Annotated in this window: 12 protein-coding genes; 6 read left to right on the top strand and 6 right to left on the bottom strand. The window is 32.5% G+C overall.

Features of this window, described 5'->3' with window-relative positions; translation table 11 throughout:
* Positions 1-158: 158 nt before the first annotated feature.
* Positions 159-3,119 (top strand): hypothetical protein, encoded by a 2,961-nt coding sequence (locus AD998_04925; protein KOY85581.1) that lies wholly within the window; start codon positions 159-161, stop codon positions 3,117-3,119.
* 45 nt (positions 3,120-3,164) lie between these two features.
* Here the strand turns inward: AD998_04925 and AD998_04920 are convergent, their stop codons facing one another.
* Positions 3,165-5,600: a hypothetical protein gene (locus AD998_04920; protein KOY85580.1), complete on the bottom strand. Its 2,436-nt coding sequence runs from the start codon at positions 5,598-5,600 to the stop codon at positions 3,165-3,167.
* A 348-nt stretch (positions 5,601-5,948) separates the two neighbouring features.
* On the opposite strand from AD998_04920, the gene AD998_04915 reads away from it, so the two are divergent.
* Positions 5,949-6,614 carry a hypothetical protein gene (locus AD998_04915; GenBank protein ID KOY85579.1) on the top strand — a complete coding sequence of 222 codons (666 nt, stop codon included), beginning with the start codon at positions 5,949-5,951 and terminating at the stop codon, positions 6,612-6,614.
* 20 nt (positions 6,615-6,634) lie between these two features.
* Here AD998_04915 and AD998_04910 read toward each other — a convergent pair whose 3' ends face one another.
* The 5 genes from AD998_04910 to AD998_04890 are packed head-to-tail and all read right to left on the bottom strand — an operon-like array spanning position 6,635 to position 10,479.
* Positions 6,635-7,774, bottom strand: coding sequence for a TDP-4-oxo-6-deoxy-D-glucose aminotransferase (locus tag AD998_04910; GenBank protein ID KOY85578.1), 1,140 nt, complete (start codon positions 7,772-7,774; stop codon positions 6,635-6,637).
* Positions 7,775-7,787: 13 nt separating this feature from the next.
* Positions 7,788-8,150: a hypothetical protein gene (locus AD998_04905; protein KOY85577.1), complete on the bottom strand. Its 363-nt coding sequence runs from the start codon at positions 8,148-8,150 to the stop codon at positions 7,788-7,790.
* A gap of 58 nt (positions 8,151-8,208) precedes the next feature.
* Positions 8,209-8,829 (bottom strand): hypothetical protein, encoded by a 621-nt coding sequence (locus AD998_04900; protein KOY88060.1) that lies wholly within the window; start codon positions 8,827-8,829, stop codon positions 8,209-8,211.
* Positions 8,830-8,846: 17 nt separating this feature from the next.
* On the bottom strand, positions 8,847-9,776 hold the full coding sequence (locus AD998_04895) for a hypothetical protein (GenBank protein KOY85576.1): 930 nt from the start codon (positions 9,774-9,776) through the stop codon (positions 8,847-8,849).
* A 10-nt stretch (positions 9,777-9,786) separates the two neighbouring features.
* Positions 9,787-10,479, bottom strand: coding sequence for a hypothetical protein (locus tag AD998_04890; GenBank protein KOY85575.1), 693 nt, complete (start codon positions 10,477-10,479; stop codon positions 9,787-9,789).
* 118 nt (positions 10,480-10,597) lie between these two features.
* Here AD998_04890 and AD998_04885 point away from each other — a divergent pair, with 118 nt between their 5' ends.
* The 4 genes from AD998_04885 to AD998_04870 all read left to right on the top strand — a co-directional run bounded on the left by AD998_04885 (position 10,598) and on the right by AD998_04870 (position 17,568).
* Positions 10,598-13,987, top strand: a complete 3,390-nt coding sequence (locus AD998_04885; GenBank protein ID KOY88059.1) for a transcription-repair coupling factor — start codon at positions 10,598-10,600, stop codon at positions 13,985-13,987.
* Between the two features lie 74 nt (positions 13,988-14,061).
* Positions 14,062-15,000 (top strand): hypothetical protein, encoded by a 939-nt coding sequence (locus AD998_04880; GenBank protein KOY85574.1) that lies wholly within the window; start codon positions 14,062-14,064, stop codon positions 14,998-15,000.
* A 69-nt stretch (positions 15,001-15,069) separates the two neighbouring features.
* The gene (locus AD998_04875) at positions 15,070-15,543 is read left to right on the top strand and encodes a hypothetical protein (GenBank protein KOY85573.1); all 474 of its coding nucleotides are present in this window, start codon (positions 15,070-15,072) and stop codon (positions 15,541-15,543) included.
* A 96-nt stretch (positions 15,544-15,639) separates the two neighbouring features.
* On the top strand, positions 15,640-17,568 hold the full coding sequence (locus AD998_04870) for a hypothetical protein (protein ID KOY85572.1): 1,929 nt from the start codon (positions 15,640-15,642) through the stop codon (positions 17,566-17,568).
* The last annotated feature ends 38 nt before the right edge of the window (positions 17,569-17,606 follow it).

Raw genomic sequence — 17,606 nt, 5'->3', positions numbered from 1 at the left:
ATTAAATTTGGCTTGGCTTCTTGCTAAGCCAAATTTATTGTTTTATAGATAACAAAACTTTGTCCATAATATATATTGTGCCATTAGAAGCTTTCAGATTACTTTTAACAATATTATTCCTATTTTGCGTAATTTAGCATGTTTTAATCACTATGCAGATGAATAAAAAAGAGAAGTTTACGGAAAGTCATGTGATTTATAGCCGTATTTTGTGGGATGATGCCTTAGACAAACAACACTTTTGGATTGGATTTATAGATAGAATATCTGCTTCAGGCATTAGAGAAAAACATTTATTAGACTGGAATCCTGATGGTGATATTCCATGGCATAGAGTAGTGTATATACGATGTAAAGAAGTAACCGTTTGGGATAGAAAAAATCGTATAGATTTATTCAAAGATCAAAAATTACCTGAGTTTGCATGGAAACAGGCTGAAACTCCTTTCAATACTCAAATCATTCTTCAGGGTGATACACAATTATCATTTGAGCATCGTCCTTGTATTGGTTTAATTCAAAATGAATGGCAAGAAATACCTACTTTACCTCCTACCTTGGATGTAGAGAAATTAGTGTTACTTAGTTGGAATGTGCTAAAAGATACACATAACCCAGAGCTTACCTATTCAAATATGCGTTTCCCTGCCATAATAAAAGAAATAGCCAGCTCAAAAGCAGATATTATAGCTTTGCAGGAAGTTACAAGAGGTTTTTATCAGGAACTATTGAAGCAGGATTGGGCAAAAAAATATTTTATATCAGATTTACCCACTACTGAGGTTTTTGAAGAAGATACAATTATAATTTTATCTAAATTTCCTTTTATCGTTACAGAGCATCTCTTTTCAAAGCATAAACGTTTGTTGGTAGCACATTTCCAAACAGCAAATACTCCATTTTATGTAGCTACGGTGCATCTTACTTCAGATATGAGCAATAATTCAACCCAAAAAAGAGCACAACAAATGCAAGTTTTCTTTGATTGGTTTAATACTGTTCAAGGTGATGCATTGATATTGGGTGATTTTAACGCTGATGTGGATGAGCAAACAAAGTTGTTAGCAGGTAAGGGATTTATAGATGCATGGACAGATAAAGATGGTTATACATACAATCCTGAAGTCAATCCTTTGGCTAATATTCTTTCACCTACTAAACGAGTACGTAGATTGGATGCTTTACATCTCAAAAGCCAGCAGTGGCAGACAAAGCAGGCAGAACTTTTTGCCACAAAGCCTTTTGCAGAATTGGCAGGTAAACCTTTTTTTTGTTCTGATCATTTTGGGCTTTTGGTTGGGATAGAGCGTAATACTTCACAAATCTTACCTAATTATTTTGCACAAGCTCAACCTACTTACCATAGTGCTCTTGTATGGATTCCACCTCAAATGGAGAATATTCAAGAAATTCGTGCTTTGCATGATAGCAAATATGAGAGATGGTTGCCTCATATTACTTTAATTTATGGATTTATCTCAGAAGCTTTATTTGAAGAAGCTGCAGTTTTGATAGCTGAAGCGGTAGCAGATTTACAATCTTTTGAGATTGAATTACAAAGTGTGCAATTTTTTGAGCATAGGCAGAGCTTTACGGCTTGGTTACAGCCTGATACAAAGGCTATACATCAACTTCAAATTTTGCAAGCAAGGTTACAAAAACTTTTTCCTACTTGTGATGAGCAAAGCAATAAACCAAATGGTTTCACACCTCATTTAAGTTTGGGACAGTTTGATTCTTTAGAAAATTTACAAAAAATAATACCTTTATGGAAACCTCTCAAAACTCAAGTTTCAGAAATAGTTTTGCAAAGTAGAGAGAAAGATACCCCTTTTTCAATTCGTTATAAGGTGGTGTTGGGTCAAAAAAAATTTACGAAGGTGACACCTACTTGGCAGATGCCTATAGAAATTTTTATGCCTCCACTCACTTTGCAAGATAAACAAAACCGTGAAATAGTTTTAGAGATTATCCAACAAGCTTGTTTGGATGCTATTCCACAAACTGTACAGGTAGAGCAAATGGGTTCTGCTTATCTGGGCATTGTCACACCACAAAGTGATATAGATATTATTTGTATTATCCCCAAAGATGTAGAAAGAGTTTTCTTTCTATCCAAACTACAAGAGATTCTGAGTTTATTTGCCACTTCTGTACGTTTGGTAGAAGATGCTCAAGTACCTATTTTGAAGTTAGTTATCAATGGAGTAGCCATAGATATTTTAGTGGCTCAATCCCCTATTTTTCCTGTTGTATTTTCCTTACCCGCTTTATTACGTCAGCAATCCAAGTTTGATACACTCAGTTGGCAAATCTTGTCAGGTATATTAGAAGCTACGTACATATTAAAAACTATTCAAGAAGTAATAAGCATTGAACAGTTTAGATTGTATGTAAGAGTTGTCCGAGCATGGGCAAAAGCACGAGGATTAGTTGGCAATGGTTGGGGATATTTAGGAAGTTATTCATGGACTATTTTGGTGATAAATGCACTTCTTGCTTACTTAAAACACGAAAAACCACTTAGTTTAGAAAATTTTATGACTTTCTTTTTTAAAATGTATGCCCAGCATGATTGGAAAGAAGTTGTAGCACTTACGCAAGTAGGTAAAGCATATAAAGCAAGCACAAAGCGTGATAAAATGCCCATTATTACTAATATAGAACCTTGTTTTAATAGTGCAAGAAATGTTACAAGAAGCACTTTTAAGCGTATCAAAGCAGAACTGAATCGTGCTCATAGTATTACTAAAAAGCCAGCCAATGAATCAAGTTGGGAAAGTTTATTGGATAAAATTGAAATAATCAATAAACCAAATCATATCTACTTTGAAATCAGAATAAAAACTAATGATTTGCCCATACTTACACAAAGTATCGGTTGGTTAGAAGGAAATATCATCAGTTTATTTGTAGAACTTGAACAAGATGAGAGCCTTACACTTGAGTTTCTACCTACCGTAGAGTATCATGAATTTCAGGCTCTTTTTAAAGTTTGGATAGTAGCTGAACATCCAGATTTACAACTCATAAACAGCATTTTGCAAAATTTTGCAAATAAATTTGATATACCTCAAGCAAAACTATCAATAGACTTACATAAAAATTTTGCTTCTTAAACCTATATGAATAAAAAAGCTATCCTTTTGGATAGCTTTTTTATTTTATGATTGCTTTACAAGCTTTATAATTCTTTGCTTTTTATCTATGGTAGTTATTTTTACATAATAAACCCCAGATGGTAGATTGGATATGTGTATTTCTTTTTGAGGATTTTCAGTATTTAAAACAATATTTCCCAATGTATTGATAATTTTCATCTCTTCAATCAATTGATTGCCTTTGATATGCAATACTTCTTTAGCAGGATTTGGATATAAAATAATTTCTTGACTCAGATTATCTCCTATTGCATTGATAATATTGTTTGTTGTGAATCTCCAAGTATTTTTACCTGAAAACCCACTTGCAAAGCTATTATCAAGTTTATCCATCACAACATTATTATTCACTTCTACATAATAGGTTTGCCCTAATTCAAAATCTTTGGGTGGATTTAATGTAAGTTTTGAACCTGAAACGGTAACAGCCCCACTTGTCTGTATATCAAATGTGTGGAATATACTTTCATCACTTTCTTTACGAATTACAATGTTTCCAAAATTTTTGAAAATACTTTCATCAAATGTAATTTCTAAATTGGCATTTTGTATCACATCAAGAGCTTGGTGTGCAGGTTTAAGGCTTATTATTTTAGGAGCATCTGCCTCCACTACAAGAGCATTATCTCTTGTTAAACTACTTTTAGCTACTAAAAATACTCTTGGATCAAAACTTACACTAGAAATAGCCGTAGGCATAGCCACTCTATGTAATTGTTTATTTGCATCCTGAGCTAAACGGATAACTGTTGTAACTCCATTTACATCTGTAACTGCCAATTCAAAAGGCATTTTAAAGAATGGTGTAACAGAAGGCTTGGATGTAACCTGATTGGATATAATATGCAAATAACCATCTTTCCAGTTCCATGTAATATTATAAGTTGGAAAGCCTTCACCTTTATACCATTGTGGTAAAAAGTCTTGAGTAAGGTTTACACCTGTAACTGTGTTAATTACGCCTGCAAAATCGTTATAGGTAACCGTTTTATGCTGATATTGTGCTGTATAAGCTCTTAAGGCTTGATAAAATTTATCATCATCATTGATGAGGTAACGAATCATGTGTATTAATGATGCACCTTTTTGATAGATTAATCGAGAATTGAACATAGCATCTGTATCCAATGAATCTACCAAATAAACACTACCACCTGGTTGGCTTGTAATGCTATTTACCCAACCACGATAAGTGGTTTGTGCTGAAGCTAAATTTATAAAATATTCTCTGTACAAAAATTCTGAATAATTTGCAAAACCTTCACTCAAACCGATTTCACTGAAAGATTTCAAACTCATGGCATCTCCATGCCATTGATGAGCCAATTCGTGTGCTACAATGGTATTAGGAAAGTTTATCATGGTAGACATCGTTTGGTTTTCCAAGTAAAAATTATGAGGTACTTGGCAATGTCCATACTTTTCTAACTTAAAAGGGTAATCTCCAAAAGATTGAGAAAATTTTTCCAAAGTCAATTTGGTTTGGTCTAGGCTGGCTTGATTAGCCGTTACAGTTGCATTATCATAAACATAGTTTACAATAGGAATATTTGTTCCTCCAAGATTGGCATTGATGGTATAATCCACATACTCTCCTACAGCAAAAGAAATTAAATAATAAGCTATTGGGTATTTTGATTCCCACTCGTGTCTCGATTTTCCTCCTCCAACACTTACTACATTTTTTAAAACTCCTTGAGAACCTACTTTATTTGTATTGGATGTTGTAATATAGACTTTTACTGAATCTGCTTTGTCAGAAAGAATTTGTTTTACAGGCATCCAATCTGCTGTACCATAAGGCTGACTCATGGTGTAAGTATATTTTTTATTACTAGAATTTGTTCTTTGGCAGAATCCAGCATCAATATTACTGTTATCCACAGGACCATTACCACTATAATAAATAGTTGCTTCAAAAAGCTCATTCTGATTGATGGCAGCATTTAAGTTTACTCGTGCTTCATTGCTATTTCTGATAATTGCTGTGCTATTGTAGGTTATTCCTTTTACGACTACACTACTTACCGTATAATTTGGATGAAGTTCAAAAGCAAAAGTTGAAATATTATTGCGAGCTTGAGCATAAAATTTTACATTTCCTGAAACCAGAGTAGTATTGGTTTCAATATTGAGGTCAATATGATATTGTTTGACATCATATAATTCCATCAAATTGTATAAATCTTGAGAAAAGTTAAGTCTTTGATGAGATTCTATGACTCGTTTCATAGATTTATGATGACTACATAGATGTTCTTCTGAAGAAGCTTTAGAGGCTTCCCTGAATCTTTTCATAACTTCATCATGGTCATTTAAATCTTCACAAATTCTAATTGCATTTCCTTCAAATATGTCTGAAAATGTCTTTATCTTCTTTTGAGAAAATACTAATAAACTAATAAAAAACAGAATGGTAGTAAGAAGCGTTGATTTCATAAAAATAAGCGAAATGAATTTTGGCGAATTTACGAAAAAAAATAATAATTCATGTAACCTTCTTCTTAAAAGTTCGTAGAAGTACATAAACGAGCATTTCAGTAGAGTTTAACTCTCAGTCTTTATTTTCCTTATTTCTATTGTGAACAAATTAAAAACAAAAAGCCCGAAGAAGATCTTCGGGCATTTCAGTAGAGCTTAAATCTCAAACTTTATTTCCGTAACAAATATATATCAAGAATTAACGATTTGCAAATTTAGTACTTTGCAAGCCCTTGATTAGCAAGTAACATTTAATACGTTTTAGAATAATTTTTAGAAAATATACGCAAAATACCATTTTATATAATGCGTGATTTTTACAATATTCATACCCACCGTAATTCTGATGTTTGGTCTTTGAGAAATATTACTTTTCCACAAGAAAATCAAGATATTATTCAAGAAAACAAATGGTATTCTGTAGGCTTACATCCTTGGTTTTTAGATAAAAATACTATTCAGCTTTCTTTGAAAGAAGTGCAAGAAACATCTAAAAATCAGAGAGTTATTGCTATTGGCGAAACTGGACTGGATAGAAAAATCACGATAGATATAGATTTTCAGAAAGAAGTATTTGATAAACATATTGAGCTTTCAGAAGAACTTCATAAACCTCTTATCATTCATTGTGTAAAAGCATATAGCGATATTCTTGAAGCTTATAAGTTACACAATCCTAAACAAAATTGGATTATTCATGGTTTTCAGGGAAACTTAGAAACAGCGTTAGCACTACAAAAAAAAGGTATTTATTTAAGTTTTGGAGAAAGTTTATTAAAAAATGAAAAACTTCAGCAAATTTTCTTCAATATTGATAGCCATTTAATTCTTTTTGAAACAGATATAAGTCCTGTTTCTGTGGAAATTATCTATCAAAAAGCAATAAAAATTCTAAATTTAGAACTTGAATATATACAAAAGTTAATTAAAAAAAACTTATGTAATATTTTTCAAGAAATTTATCTAATTTGAGTTTCTCTTTTTAGAAAAAACTACACTTTTTCTGAATAAAACTCTAAGATTGTTTGACTTATAAAGGATTGTTCTTCCAATTTAAGTTCATAATAAAAAGGAAGTCTTACCAAGTTATCAGTAAAATAATCGCTATGAGGCAAAAGTGGAATATGTGAAACTTGAGACTTATAAAAAGGACTTTTATGAAGTGATAAATAATGAAAAACAGCTTGAATATCTTTACTTTTCAAGTAAGATATTAAATTGGTTCTTTCCTCAATATTTCTACAAACAATATAAAACATGTGGGCATTGTGTTTAGCATAATCAGGAACTTTTGGTAATTGAAAGTATGCTTTTTGTTCTCCTTCAAATAAATCTTGATAATATCTCCGCCAGATTTGATGCCTTTTTTGTTGAATATCTTCTAGGTTTTCAAGTTGGGCATACAAAAATGCAGCTATAATTTCTGAGGGTAAAAACGATGAACCTACATCCACCCATCCATATTTATCAATTTCACCTCTAAAAAATGCTGAACGGTTTGTACCTTTTTCTCTGATAATTTCAGCTCTTTTGATAAGTGCTTCGTCATTAATGATAAGCATTCCTCCTTCGCCAGAGATAATATTTTTAGTTTCATGAAAGGAAAAAGCTGATAAATGTCCAAAACTACCCAGAGGCTTATCTTTATAAAAGGATTCTATGGCTTGTGCTGCATCTTCTATCAAAAAAAGATTATGCTTTTTTGATATTTCTTGAATAGTATCCATATCACAGGCAACACCTGCATAATGTACAACAACAATTGCTTTAGTTTTGGGAGTAATTAGTTTTTCTATTTGGTCTGCATCAATATTTGGATGATAGGCTTCGCTATCAGCAAATACGATTTTGGCACCTCTAAGAACAAAAGCATTGGCTGTGGATACAAACGTATAAGAAGGGATTATCACCTCATCATCAGGCTTTATATCTATCAAAATGGCTGCCATTTCAAGGGCATCGGTACATGAAGTTGTTAGTAAACATTTTTTAAACTTGTAACGATTCTCAAAAAATTGATGGCATTTTTTAGTAAAAAAGCCATCCCCAGAAATATGTCCTTTTTCTACTGCTTCTTTGATATATGTTGTTTCTTTGCCTGTAAAATAAGGCTTATTAAATCCAATTTTCATAAAAAACTCATATTTAACCTTTTGCTACAAAAAAAGTTCCTACAATAATGAGTAACGTTCCTACCACTTTTTGCCATGAAAGAGGCTCTGAAAACAAGTAATAACTCATAAACATTACCAAAATAAAAGCTAAACTCGTAAATGGATATGCAAATGACAAATCAAATTTTGTCAAAGCTGCTATCCAAGTAAAACTTGCTAAAAAAGCTGAAGCAAAACTAGAAATTACCCAAAAATCCCAAAAAACTTCCCAAAAATAATATAATTTTGGTATAAAACCTTCAGGCATACTCCCTTTTAAATTCAATCGCCATTTGAGTACAATTTGTCCATAAGCACTTAAAAGTACTGTCAGGAAAATATATACATATCCCATAGATGTGTGATATAGAAATTTTAGTAACTTATATTATAGATAATAAGATGCTGGTATATTATTTTTTTACCAAAATAGTGAAATCGTAAGCCCTGTAGTCATGCAGAAGAGCTACGTTTCTTGAAAAATTTCGCATACAATAATCAAAAACAAAAGACGGATTGGCATAATATAAATCTTCACGTTGTTTGTCTTTATCAGAGTAACTTGTCAGCATATTAAAAGCAAAACCTTTTTTGCTTTTATCATTCATAACTTCAAGTGTTTCAAGAATATATGGAAAAAATTCAAACTCTTTTAAATTCAGTTTTTTATTGAAAATACCACTCGCCACACAATAATCTGCCTCCGCCATTTCTTGTGTCTTTTGAATGGTATAAAAATTTGCTTGCGAAATATCTTGATAAGTTTCTTTTGCTTTTTCAATCATATCAACAGAAAGGTCGTAACCTCTGAATACAAAATCTTGGAAACCAATTTTTTGCATAAAAGGTGCTAATGCTCCATAACCACATCCCAAATCGTTGATAGAAAAACCTTTAGATTCGTTTTCTAAAATTTTGAGTAATTGTACAAAACGCAAAATTTGAGCATCTTCATCTTTCCAGTTCACGCCCTGAGCTGTAGAGCCGTAGAGTTCTAATTGTTCCTTATAAAATTGATTGAGTTTATCTATAATGTGTTGCATAATGTCGTTTATATATTTTCTGAATGATGTATATTGCGTATGATGCTGTGTGGTCTTTGTTTGATTTCCGAAAACATTTTGGCTAAGTAAATACCAATGATTCCAATACAAAAAGTGATAATACCTCCTACTGCCCAAATAGAAATGGCGATACTTGTCCAACCTTCAATTTTATCGTCATAAGCAAAATATTGCCACAAAGCCCAAGCAATATACACAAAAGCAAATGAAGACATCAAAAGTCCTACGTAAAAAATGAAATAAAGAGGCTTATGGCTCACAGAAGTGATGGTATTGAGAGCCATCTTAAATTTTTTGGAAAGTGTGTATGTGCTTGTTCCTTTACTGGCTTTGGTTACCATCATAGCTTTCTGTTTGAAGCCCGCCATTTGAAACAAACACCACAAATCCATTTCCTTCTCGGGATATTTCAAAACGGCTTTTACATACTCTTTCTTCATCAGACGAGCTGTCAAAGTATCAGCAGGATAGTCAATATCTGAAATCATGCTAAAAAACTTATAATACCACTTTCCACTAAAACGTTCAAACCAATTTCCCTTTCTTTGTTGTTGTATTCCGTAAATTACATCTGTATTGAGGTCTTTTTGCAATTCGTTCCAATATTCTAAAAGCAATTCAGGAGCTTCTTCAAGATCTGAGTCTATCAGAAACATCCAATCGCCTGTAGCTTGGTTCAAGGCTGTAAGTAAAGCTTGATGATGTCCAAAATTGCGAGAAAGCTCAACAACTTTTACATTTTTATCTTTTTGGATAAGCTCAATAGCTACTTTTAACGAATTATCAGGAGAACCATCATCTACAATGATAAATTCGTACTCTACTTGCATTTGTTTGAGACAAGCCAATGTTCTTTCATAAAACTCTTTGATGTAGTTTTCTGAATAATAGAGCGTTGTGAGTACAGATATTTTCATTTTGTAGTTTTTAAAAACTTTTCATAAACTTGGTAGCATTGCTTCCTTCATTGAAAATCAAGTCTAAAATTGAGACTTGATGGGTAAATTCTCCATAAAGTTGTTGATATTCAGGGTATCCACTATAATCTAAATAATTGATTTGAATATTTTCTTTTTCAAATAACTTTTCATCCATATAATTTTTAGCAGCAGGACCTGTATAATATATACTTGCCTTGAGTTGCTTACAAATATCTACCAAGCGTTCCGTTTGTCCTTCTTGCGAAATAGGATATGATTCGGAAAAAGTGATTTTGGTTGAAATTTGGAGAATTTCACAAACTATTTTTATCAACTCATAGTTGATTTCAGAAAGGTATTCAAGTGTGTTGTTGAGGTAAAAATCTTCAAAAACTGGTGCCATTTCTTTAAAACAGGTCGCTTTTGAATAATTTTGTTTGATATTATTCCAATGTTTCTTTCCCCAGTCTGCTTCACTAATTTTAGTGTCTTTTATTTTTTGAAAAAAATTGCCTTTTACTTGCACAGGTACACTAAGCCACTGCGAGCCTTGTGGGGTTTTAATCATATTCCTATTACGCCAATCTCGTTTGGTGTATTGTACCTCATCGTACATCACGAATTCATCTGCCATATTGATGGCATCGAAATAGCCTTTCCAAGGAATATAATTGGATTGTGTGATGAGAACTTTTGTCATAAATATCATTTGGCAAGCAAATTAAAAAAATCAGGCTGTTATGACAAAAGAACTGAAACAAAAATCATGTTTTTTCTATTATTTTTGTAAAAACTCAACCTTAAAAAGATTTATTGCCTTGAAAACGCAAGACCTTTTACATATCTATAAAGAAGACGGACTGATACAGTCTATTGCTCAATATTTACAGAACCGAGAACAAAATCGTTTGCAAATCAAGGGTTTGCAAGGAAGTATTGATGCGATTATTGCAGCTACTATTCATCAGAAAACACCTGAAACCAATCATATTTTTGTTTTACATGATAAAGAAGAGGCTGCTTATTTTCATTACGATTTACAGAATTTGTTAGGAACACAAAAAGACATTTTATTTTTCCCCACTTCTTACAAACGTCCCTATCATTATGAAGAAATAGAAAATGCCAATGTGCTTCAAAGAGCTGAAACGCTGAATACCATTTCACAACTCAATAAAAAACTTTCGCCTCTCAATGCCACAAATGAAAAGGCAAAAGGCTTATTGATAGTTACTTACCCTGAAGCTCTTTCCGAAAAAGTTGTTAATAAACAAACTCTTTTAGAACATACTTATACAGCCAAAATTGGTGAAACATTAGATTTGGATTTTATCAGTGAACTTTTGATAGAGTACGATTTTGAAAAAACAGATTTTGTTTATGAAGCTGGTCAGTTTGCTATTCGAGGTGGGATTATTGACATTTTTTCGTTTGCAAGTGAATACCCTTTCAGGATTGAGCTTTTCGGAAATGAAATTGAAAGTCTAAGAACATTTAACCCTGATTCACAACTTTCTTTAGAAATTTGTGAACAAGCTATCATTGTTCCAAATACCCAAACCAAGCTACTTCAAGAAAAAAGAGAATCATTCTTGGAGTTTATTCCTAAAAACAGCACTATTTGGCTCAAAAACATCACTTTAAGTCTTGAAGTAATTGAAAAGTGTTTTGAAAAAGTACAAGCTAATTTTGAGGCAATTTTGGCTGTAAGTAACCAAACACAAGTCATAGCTAACCCTGAAGTGCTTTTTGAAACAAAAGATAATTTTAAAAAATTACTCTTAGAGTTTTTTTGTGTAGAGTTTGGTAGAAATTTCTATTTCAAAAATGCTCAGTCCATTGAATACAAAACACAAATTCAGCCTTCTTTTAACAAAGATTTCCAATTGCTTGCAGATACATTGCATCAATATCAATTTCAGCATTTTACAAACCTGATAGCATCTGACTCTGTCAAACAAACTGAACGTCTCAGAAGTATCTTTGAAGAGATTAAACCAAATTTGAAAGCACAAAATTTAGCAATTTCTCTTCGAGAAGGTTTTATTGACCCCAATGCACAAATTGTTTGTTTTACTGACCATCAAATTTTTGAACGTTTTTATAGATATAAAACACAACAACGCTTTTCTAAATCAAAAGCTCTTACACTCAAAGAGTTGCAAACTCTTAAGCCTGGTGATTTTGTAACTCATATAGATTATGGTATTGGACGTTTTGCTGGATTGGAGAAGAAAGAAACTAATGGTAATTTGCAAGAAATGGTACGTTTGGTATACAGAGATGATGATTTGTTGTATGTCAATATTCATTCTTTACACAAAATTTCTCGTTATTCTGCTTCTGAAGGCACACCTCCAAGTATTAGTAAATTGGGTAGTCAAGAATGGGAAAATAAAAAAGCAAAAGTTAAAAATAAAGTAAAAGACATTGCCAAAGACTTGATTGGCTTGTATGCCAAACGAAAGGCTGCTCATGGTTTTGCATGTGCTTCTGATGATTTTATGCAGGCAGAGCTTGAAAGTTCCTTTATTTATGAAGACACCCCCGACCAAGCAAAAGCAACTGCCGATGTGAAAGCTGATATGGAACAGCCACATCCTATGGATAGACTTGTCTGTGGAGATGTAGGTTTTGGAAAAACAGAAGTCGCTATCAGAGCCGCTTTTAAAGCCGTTTGTAATGGCAAACAAGCCGCTGTACTTGTCCCAACTACCATTTTGGCAATGCAACATTATCGAACATTTGCAGAAAGGCTTTCACGTTTTCCATGCAGGGTGGATTATATCAATCGTTTCAGAACTGCCAAAGAGATTAAAGAAACGCTTAAAAATGTAGCTGAAGGTAAAGTAGATATTTTGATTGGTACACACCGAATACTCAATGATGATGTAAAATTTAAAGATTTGGGTATTATGATTATTGATGAAGAACAAAAATTTGGTGTAAAAGCCAAAGAACGCCTCAAAGAAGTTCGTTTAAACATTGATAGTCTGACCCTTACAGCTACTCCTATTCCCCGAACTTTACATTTCTCTTTGATGGGTGCAAGAGATTTATCTATTATTAGTACTCCCCCACCCAACAGACAGCCTGTTACCACAGAAATGCATGTCTTCAAAGAAGATTTTGTCAGGGATGTGATTAGCAATGAATTGAGACGTGGTGGACAGGTATTTTTTGTACACAATCGTGTCAAAGATATTGAAAGTTTGGGTAATATGATTTTAAAACTTGTCCCTGATGCTCGAATAGGCATTGCTCATGGACAAATGGAAGGAAGTGTACTCGAAAAAACGATGATGCGTTTTATTGAAGGCGATTATGATGTATTGCTTTCTACCAATATCATTGAATCAGGTTTAGATATACCCAACGCCAATACTATTATTATTAATCATGCTCACATGTTTGGGCTTTCCGATTTACATCAAATGCGTGGGCGTGTGGGGCGTTCCAACAAAAAAGCTTATTGCTATTTGCTTGTCCCTTCTATGCTTTCACTCACCAACGATGCCCAAAAACGCTTGAAAACTCTTGAAGAATTCTCAGAGCTTGGAGACGGTTTTAAGGTTGCTATGCGAGATTTGGATATTCGTGGGGCTGGAGACCTTTTAGGTGCAGAACAAAGTGGTTTTATCAACGATATAGGTTTTGAGGCTTATCATAAAATTTTGGATGAAGCCATTTCCGAACTCAAAGAAAGTGAGTTTAAAGAGCTTTTTTTCAAAGAAACACAAACCAAAGAATTGCTCACAGACTGTATTATCGAAACAGACTTACAAATGCTCATTCCTGATAATTATGTACAAAGCATTTCTGAAAGGCTTTCACTTTATAATGAGCTTGATAATGTAAAAAATGAAGAAGAGTTAGATAAATTTCAGAAAAGACTCACAGACCGTTTTGGCAAACTTCCCAAAGAAGTAGAAGATTTGGTAGAAACTGTTCGTTTGCGTTGGATCGCTGAAAAAATTGGCTTTGAAAAGTTAGTTTTAAAAGGGAAATCTCTTAAGGGACAGTTTCCAAGTTCTGAAAAACAAGAATATTACAATTCTGATAGATTTGGTAAAGTTATAGATTTTTTACAGAAAAACCCTAAAGTAGCCAAACTCAAAGAACTCAACAAGCGTCAATTGATGATTTTTGAGGAAATTAAAACTATTTCGCAGGCAATCGAAATATTGGAAAAGGTTTTAGGAGAATAAATTAGGCTTTCTCATAAATTATTTTAATTTTGTTGCATGATATTTTTTAATATACTCTTTAAAATCAATAATTTATGAAATTAACCTATGCCCTTGCTTCAACACTTTGTTTAGCATTATTGCTTTCAAACTGCAAGAAAGAAGCTAAAGAATCAGAAAAATCTTCTGAAAAAACAGAAAGCAGTCAGACTGCTGGTGAAACAGCTAAAAATAATGATGCCTCATCTAGTGATGAGGAGAAAGATGCTACTGATGATGACAAAGCTGTAGTAATTGCTAAAACAGGGCTGAGTTTAAGAACAAAACCTTCAGGAAAAAGCAAATTGGTAACTTTATTGCCTACCAATACCATTGTTAAAATCCTTGAAGAAGGCGAAGAAGCAACTATTAAAGGCAAAACTGCCTCTTGGTACAAAGTACAATTTGGAAAAAAAGAAGGCTGGGCTTTTGGTGGTTATCTCAAAAAAGGGGCTAAAGTTGAGGCTACCAATGATGCTGATGCCGAAACAGAAGGTGCAGGCGGAACAGAAACAGATTTATCGAGTGTTGTCCAAAAAGGCTTAATTACTGCTCCATCAGGGCTTACACTTCGCAAAGCTCCTACCCCAAGGTCAGAAAAAATAACAGTTATTCCACAAAACGAAGAAGTAGGTATTTTAGAATATATGGATGATTCCAAAGAGATTGATGGTGTATATGGGGTATGGTGTAGAGTTCGTTATGGAAAAAAAGAAGGCTTTTTATTTAGCCCATACATCAATTCATCTACTGCTACCATTTCTGCAAAATCGGGGCTTACTTTGCGTACAGAGCCCAGCAAAGAAAGTGAAAAAATCAAAGTGATTCCTTTTGGTAAAGAGGTTTATATTATGCCTGCCACTGACCCTAATGCTTCGGAACCTGATAATGTATTCGTAGATGAAAATGGTGGTGTATGGTATAAAGTTCGTTATGGAAAAAGTGAAGGTTGGGCTTTTGGAGAGTTTTTAGAAATGCTTACAGAAGGTTGTTAATCAAATTTCTATATTTTCCACCAATCAGCTAAATAATTAATATTTAGCTGATTTTTTCGTTTAAAAGCTATGAACAAACAGAAACAACAGTTCATTCAGAGAAAATCTAAAAAATCTAAAAAAGAAATTCTTGAAGCTTTAGAAGAATCTCTAATACCTATGTTTGTATATCAGGGTAATGTAGATATAAGTTATTTTCAGGATGAGCATACAGCAAGTTGGTTAGCTGCTCTTTGTGATGTTCTCATCAATATTCATGATACAAACAATGGTCTATATTTTTGTGCAGATGATGTTTTAACAAAAAAAATTATTGTAGAAGATAACTGTTTCTTAAAGTTTTGGGGTATTATTTATTGGCTTGAAATACCCTCTTTTTACAAAATTAACAAAAGTGGTTTAGATCCTTTCTATGCTGAGTTTATATTAATAAACAACAAATTGTCACTAAAAAAACTTTGTTTTGGTGATTGGGATGAAACCAATTTAAATAAATATGATTGGGTGAATATGGATTTGGACTGGGTTTATAATTTTTCTTAGTCTTTATAAATCTTCCCTTAAACTTTCTTTTTTAATGCTTTTATATATAAATAGAATCGTGTAGATTTGCACTTTAAAACCCTTATAATCAAAAATATGAAAATTATATTTAATTTTTTACTGTTCTTGCTGTTATGTAATGACATCTATGCACAAAAAGACGAGTTAGGAACATTACTTGATAGACTGAACAAAGTACAAGACAAAACCATAGAAAAAGCAGATATTCTTAATCAAATCTCATGGGAATATAGAAATAACAACCCACGATTAGGTGTAACATATGGTAAATTTGCATTGGATTTAGCTAAAGAACTCAAATATGATAAAGGTATCAACAAAAGTTTGAGTTTTATTGGTGTCAATTATAAAAATGTAGGTGAACACAGCAAAGCTTTAGAATATTTCTTTGAAGGTATTGTTGAGAACAAGAGAACCAAAGATATTGAAGCTGAAGGGCATTCATACAATAATATTGGCGAAATTTATAGACTACAAAAAAATTATAAACAAGCAGAAGAATATTTTCAAAAAGCTCTTGATGCTGGTACTGTTAATCAAAACGATATATTAGTAGCTTATGCTCATAACAGTTTTGGTAAATTATATAAAGATTTAAAAGAGTATGATAAAGCCCTTGATGAGCATCTAAAAGCTTTAGAAATCCGTAAACGTATCAAAGATAAAAAGGCTGCAGCTGCATCTATCGAAAATATCAGTAAAATTTATGAGGCTCAGGGCAAAATGGAGGATGCTATCAAATCCTATAATCAGGCTTATGAGTTTGCAAAGAGTTTTAATGATGCAAGAGGTATGGCAACTGCTCTTATTGGTATAGCCAGAATAGACTTAAAACTAGAAAAGTATACAGAGTCAGAAGAAAATGCTAAAAAAGCCTTAGTGATTGTTGAGAAAGTAGGTGATAAAGTTTATCAAAAAGATTCTTATGAGGTGCTTGTAAACAATGCAAAAGCGATAAAAAATTATGAATTAACTGTGAAGTATCAAGATAAATTTTTAGCTCTGCAAGAAGAAATTTACAACGATAAACTCTCAAAAGATATTAACTATCTTACTAAATCGTTTCAAGATGAACAAAATAAAGCTCACATCGACTTATTACAACAACAGCAAAAAAACACTTATATTGTGATTGCTTTGGTAGTAGTTGGATTGATTCTCTCATCTATATTTTCAGTTTTCTTGTTTAGAAATAATCGAAAGTTAAACAAGACTCAAGACGATTTAAAAAGTAGTATGGATACAATTGCCAAAAAGAATGAAGACATAGAAGCCAGTATTCGATATGCTTCTCGTATTCAAAAATCTTTTTTACCAAACCGATTTGAACTCAATGTTGCTCTACCTAATAATTTTATTTTCTACAAACCTAAAAATGTAGTTGGCGGAGATTTTTACTTTTTCAGAGAAATTGATAAAAAAATATTCATAGCTGTGGCAGACTGTACGGGACATGGTGTTCCAGGAGCATTGCTTTCTATTGTGGGTAGTATGGCTTTACAAAAAGTTATTGTGGATCATAAAGTTCAAGAACCCAATAAAATCTTAGGAGAAGTACATGAAGAAATGAGGAAAGCTTTAAAGCAAAATCAAGATGGAGGAGGAATGGAAATAGCTATGTGCGTAATAGATAATGTGAAAAAAACTTTAGAATTTGCTAGTGCAAGAATGCCTATTTATATTTTCCAAAATAATTCATTAGATGTAGTTGAAGGAGAAAGATTGATGGTGGGTGATACACAAGTAGAAAATATAGCCCTTCAGAATCATATATATTCTTTAAAAGATATCAAGAAAATATACATGGCTTCTGATGGTATGCAAGATCAATTTAGTAGTAACAATCATAAAAAGTTTACGAAAAAAAGTTTTAAAGATATTTTACAACAAATTCAAGAAAAACCTATTCAGTTACAAGGGCAAGAATTAGAGTCTATTCTTAAAAGTTGGCAAGGTACAGAACCACAAACAGATGATATTCTTGTAATGGGTATCGAAATTTAATTTAAAAAAGCCACAAAATGTGGCTTTTTTAATGTTCA

This window comes from bacterium 336/3, assembly GCA_001281695.1.
In the GTDB taxonomy this organism is placed as follows: Bacteria; Bacteroidota; Bacteroidia; order Cytophagales; family Thermonemataceae; genus Raineya.
This window is presented reverse-complemented; position numbering and strand designations above follow the sequence as displayed.

Coding starts and splice junctions, on each gene's coding strand:
- AD998_04870 (KOY85572.1), top strand. CDS start 15,640: ATGAAAATTATATTTAATTTTTTACTGTTCTTGCTGTTATGTAATGAC.
- AD998_04910 (KOY85578.1), bottom strand. CDS start 7,774: ATGAAAATTGGATTTAATAAGCCTTATTTTACAGGCAAAGAAACAACA.
- AD998_04920 (KOY85580.1), bottom strand. CDS start 5,600: ATGAAATCAACGCTTCTTACTACCATTCTGTTTTTTATTAGTTTATTA.
- AD998_04880 (KOY85574.1), top strand. CDS start 14,062: ATGAAATTAACCTATGCCCTTGCTTCAACACTTTGTTTAGCATTATTG.
- AD998_04905 (KOY85577.1), bottom strand. CDS start 8,150: ATGGGATATGTATATATTTTCCTGACAGTACTTTTAAGTGCTTATGGA.
- AD998_04875 (KOY85573.1), top strand. CDS start 15,070: ATGAACAAACAGAAACAACAGTTCATTCAGAGAAAATCTAAAAAATCT.
- AD998_04895 (KOY85576.1), bottom strand. CDS start 9,776: ATGAAAATATCTGTACTCACAACGCTCTATTATTCAGAAAACTACATC.
- AD998_04890 (KOY85575.1), bottom strand. CDS start 10,479: ATGACAAAAGTTCTCATCACACAATCCAATTATATTCCTTGGAAAGGC.
- AD998_04915 (KOY85579.1), top strand. CDS start 5,949: ATGCGTGATTTTTACAATATTCATACCCACCGTAATTCTGATGTTTGG.
- AD998_04925 (KOY85581.1), top strand. CDS start 159: ATGAATAAAAAAGAGAAGTTTACGGAAAGTCATGTGATTTATAGCCGT.